General features: G+C 27.9%; 3 protein-coding genes. All 3 read left to right on the top strand.

Going from position 1 to position 3,727, the window contains the following annotated elements:
- Positions 1–177 precede the first annotated feature (177 nt).
- The 3 genes from aroB to aroC all read left to right on the top strand — a co-directional run bounded on the left by aroB (position 178) and on the right by aroC (position 3,688).
- Complete coding sequence (gene aroB, locus NG904_RS16245; RefSeq protein ID WP_252232740.1) at positions 178–1,230, top strand: 3-dehydroquinate synthase; 1,053 nt, start codon at positions 178–180, stop codon at positions 1,228–1,230.
- Between the two features lie 105 nt (positions 1,231–1,335).
- Positions 1,336–2,637 (top strand): 3-phosphoshikimate 1-carboxyvinyltransferase, encoded by a 1,302-nt coding sequence (gene aroA / locus NG904_RS16240; RefSeq protein WP_252232738.1) that lies wholly within the window; start codon positions 1,336–1,338, stop codon positions 2,635–2,637.
- Positions 2,615–3,688, top strand: coding sequence for a chorismate synthase (gene aroC, locus NG904_RS16235; RefSeq protein ID WP_252232736.1), 1,074 nt, complete (start codon positions 2,615–2,617; stop codon positions 3,686–3,688). Before aroA ends, aroC begins: the two co-directional genes overlap by 23 nt.
- Positions 3,689–3,727 lie beyond the last annotated feature (39 nt).

Raw genomic sequence — 3,727 nt, 5'->3', positions numbered from 1 at the left:
TCCAATTACAATGCCACTTTACCTATTACATATATAAATTAATATATTTAAACATAAGAGATGAATTAAGAAACTCTAAAAATCAAATTCCAATGTCATTTCGCAATTATATTATAATAGCAATCTAATATATTAAAGTATAAATCTTAGATCAAAATATGAAAGAGGAGTATTAAAATGAGGGAGTTAGTTGTAGATTTAAAGGAAAAAAGTTATTCAATAATAATTAAAAAGGGATTAATTAATGAACTTAGTAATGAAATAAATAAGGTTTATAAAGGGAAAAAGATTTTTGTATTAACTGATGAAAATGTAAATTATCACTACGGAGATAAGGTTAAAGACTCGTTAATTAATCATGGCTATGATGTTAAGACAATGGTATTAAAACCTGGAGAGGAAACTAAGTCTTTTAATACTCTTCCTAATATATATAATGAATTTTTAGATTTTAAATTAACTAGAAGTGATTTAATTATTACACTTGGAGGAGGAGTTATAGGAGATCTTGGAGGATTTGCAGCATCTACATTTTTGAGAGGAATTGATTTTATTCAAGTACCTACCTCATTACTTGCTCAAGTTGATAGTAGTGTTGGAGGAAAAGTTGCTGTAGATTTAGATAGGGGAAAGAATTTGGTAGGAAGTTTTTATCATCCTAAAGTGGTTTTAATTGATCCAGATGTTTTAATTACATTAGAAGATAAATTTTTTAAAGATGGAATGGCTGAAGTAATAAAATATGGATGTATAAAAGATAAAGAATTCTTTCATAAGTTAAAAGAGTTTAAAAATAAAGATGAAGTTATGGATAATATAGAAGATATAATTTATATATGCTGTAATATTAAAAGAATAGTTGTTGAAAATGATGAAAAAGATAAAGGCGAGAGGATGTTATTAAATTTTGGTCATACATTGGGTCATGCAATAGAGGCATACTATAATTTTAATAAATATACTCATGGTGAAGCCGTAGGAATTGGAATGTATAAAATAACTAAAATGTCTGAAGAAAAAGACCTTACACCAAAGGGAATTTCAGATGAGATAAGAGATATATTAGTTCAATATTCACTTCCTCATGATATAGATATTGAAAATTTAGATGAAATATTAGAAACAATTTCTTTAGACAAAAAAAATATTAATAATGCTTTAAAGATAGTATTACTTGAGAGTATTGGAAAATCATTTTTAAAAAATAGCAATATAGATTTCTTTAAGTAAATTTTACATTTTTGAAATTATATTTTTAAGTTTAAATTTATATTAAAAAGTAAATAGAATTTCAATTAATATATTAATATTAAATAACTAAAAAGGGGGACACAAATGGGAATTTTTAAAATTTATCCTGGCAAATTAAAAGGAGAAGTTAAAATTCCACCATCTAAAAGTATGGCACATAGAGGTGTTATCTGTGCAGCTTTGGGAGATGGAATAAGTAAAATAAGAAATATTAATTATTCAGATGATATTATAGCAACTATTGATGCAATGCGCTCATTAGGGGCTATAATAACAAAGGAAAATGATTATCTTCATGTTGTTGGAATAAAATCTGAAAAGTGTAAAAAAAATATAGAATTGAATAGAACGATAGATTGTAATGAATCAGGTTCTACATTGAGATTTTTGGTTCCAATTTCTTGTGTTTTTGAAGGCAGTAATAGATTTATAGGAAGAGGAAATTTAGGTAAAAGACCTTTAGATACATATTATGAAATCTTTGAGAATCAAGGAATTAAGTATTCATATAAGAAAGGAAAACTTGATTTAAGGACTGAAGGTGTATTAAAAGCAGGAGAGTTTAAACTAAGAGGAGATATAAGTTCTCAATTTATTAGTGGCCTTCTATTTACACTTCCTCTTTTAGATGGAGATTCAAAAATAATAATAACAACTGAGTTAGAATCTAAGGGATATATTGACTTAACATTAAGTGCTATGAGTGATTTTGGAATTGAAATTATAAATAATAATTATAGAGAATTTACAATTAAAGGAAATCAAATTTATAAAAGTAGAGATTATAGAATAGAAGGGGATTATTCTCAAGCAGCATTTTTTTTAGTTGCTGATGCACTTAATAGTGAAGTATTTATAAATGATTTGAAATTAGAATCTCTTCAAGGAGACAAGGAAGTTATAGAAATACTTGAAAGAATGAATGTGAAAATAAAAAATATTAATGATAGTATTTTAGGAATTCCAAGAGAAAATTTAAATGCAACTATTGTTGATGGTTCTCAATGTCCAGATATAATTCCTGTTATTTCTTTGGCAGCTAGTCTTTGCACGGGTAGAACTGAAATAATAAATGTAGGAAGATTAAGAATTAAAGAATGTGATAGATTAAATGCAGTTGCAAGTGAACTAAATAAATTAGGGGCAAATATAATTGAAAAAGAAGACCGTTTAATAATTGATGGAGTTAAAACTTTAAATGGTGGAGTAAAAGTTTGGAGTCATAAAGACCATAGAATTGCTATGATGCTTGCAATAGCTTCTATAGTTTGCAAAGAACCAATTATCTTAGAAGATTATGAATGTGTTTCAAAATCTTATCCAGAGTTTTTTGATGACTTTAAAGCATTAGGAGGAAACTTTCATGAGTGGAATTTGGGGAAATAAATTAAAGATTTCTATATTTGGTGAATCACATGGAAATGCAATAGGTATAACTGTGGATGGACTTCCATGTGGATTTGAAATTAATATGGAAGATATCTTAAGAGAAATGTCTAGAAGAGCTCCAGGGAAAAGTAAACTTTCTACAACTAGAAAGGAAGGCGACATTCCAGAAATACTTAGTGGGGTTTTTGAAGGGAAAACTACAGGTGCTCCTTTATGCGCAATGATTAGAAATAGCGATATGCATTCAAAAGATTATAGTGAATTAAAAGATTTAATGAGACCAGGTCATGCAGATTATAGCGGTAAAATTAGATATCAGGGCTATAATGACTATAGAGGTGGAGGACATTTTTCAGGAAGAATAACAGCACCATTAGTTTTTGCAGGTGCAATATGTAAACAAATATTAGAAAGTAAAAATGTATATGTAGGTACTCATGTTAAAAGAATAGGAAATGTTGAAGATAAGGACTTTAGTAAAATAAATTTAACTAAAGACCTTATGGAAAATTTAAGAAGTGAAGAACTGCCAGTTTTAATAAAAGAAAATAAAGAAAAGATGAAAAATGAAATACTTGAGGCTAAAAAAGATGGTGATTCTATAGGTGGAATTATAGAATGTGGAATTATTGGAGTAAAAGCAGGTGTTGGAAATCCATTTTTTGATTCTATAGAATCTACATTGGCACATTTATTATTTTCTGTACCTGCAGTAAAAGGTGTTGAGTTTGGAAAAGGGTTTGAAATGAGCAAACTTAGAGGTTCTGAATGTAATGATGAATATTATTATGATGGAGATGAAGTAAAAACATATAGTAATAATAATGGTGGTATTTTAGGTGGAATATCTAATGGAATGCCAATATTATTCAAGGTTGTTATAAAACCAACTCCATCTATATCTAAAGAGCAGAAAAGCATAAATATAAGCGAGAAAAAAAATGGTGTTATTACAGTTAAGGGAAGGCATGATCCATGTATAATCCAAAGGGCTGTACCAGTAATTGAAAGTGTTGCTGCAATTGGATTACTTGATTTGATGCTTTAAATATAAGGCTATGTTTTAACAGAGTGTTGATATATGCAT

This window comes from Clostridium sp. ZBS15 (assembly GCF_023845705.1).
Classification (GTDB): Bacteria; Bacillota; Clostridia; order Clostridiales; family Clostridiaceae; genus Clostridium; species Clostridium aquiflavi.
This window is presented reverse-complemented; position numbering and strand designations above follow the sequence as displayed.

What these genes read in the sequence shown, in the direction of transcription:
- aroA (WP_252232738.1), top strand. Translation starts at nt 1,336, where the DNA reads ATGGGAATTTTTAAAATTTATCCTGGCAAATTAAAAGGAGAAGTTAAA.
- aroB (WP_252232740.1), top strand. Translation starts at nt 178, where the DNA reads ATGAGGGAGTTAGTTGTAGATTTAAAGGAAAAAAGTTATTCAATAATA.
- aroC (WP_252232736.1), top strand. Translation starts at nt 2,615, where the DNA reads ATGAGTGGAATTTGGGGAAATAAATTAAAGATTTCTATATTTGGTGAA.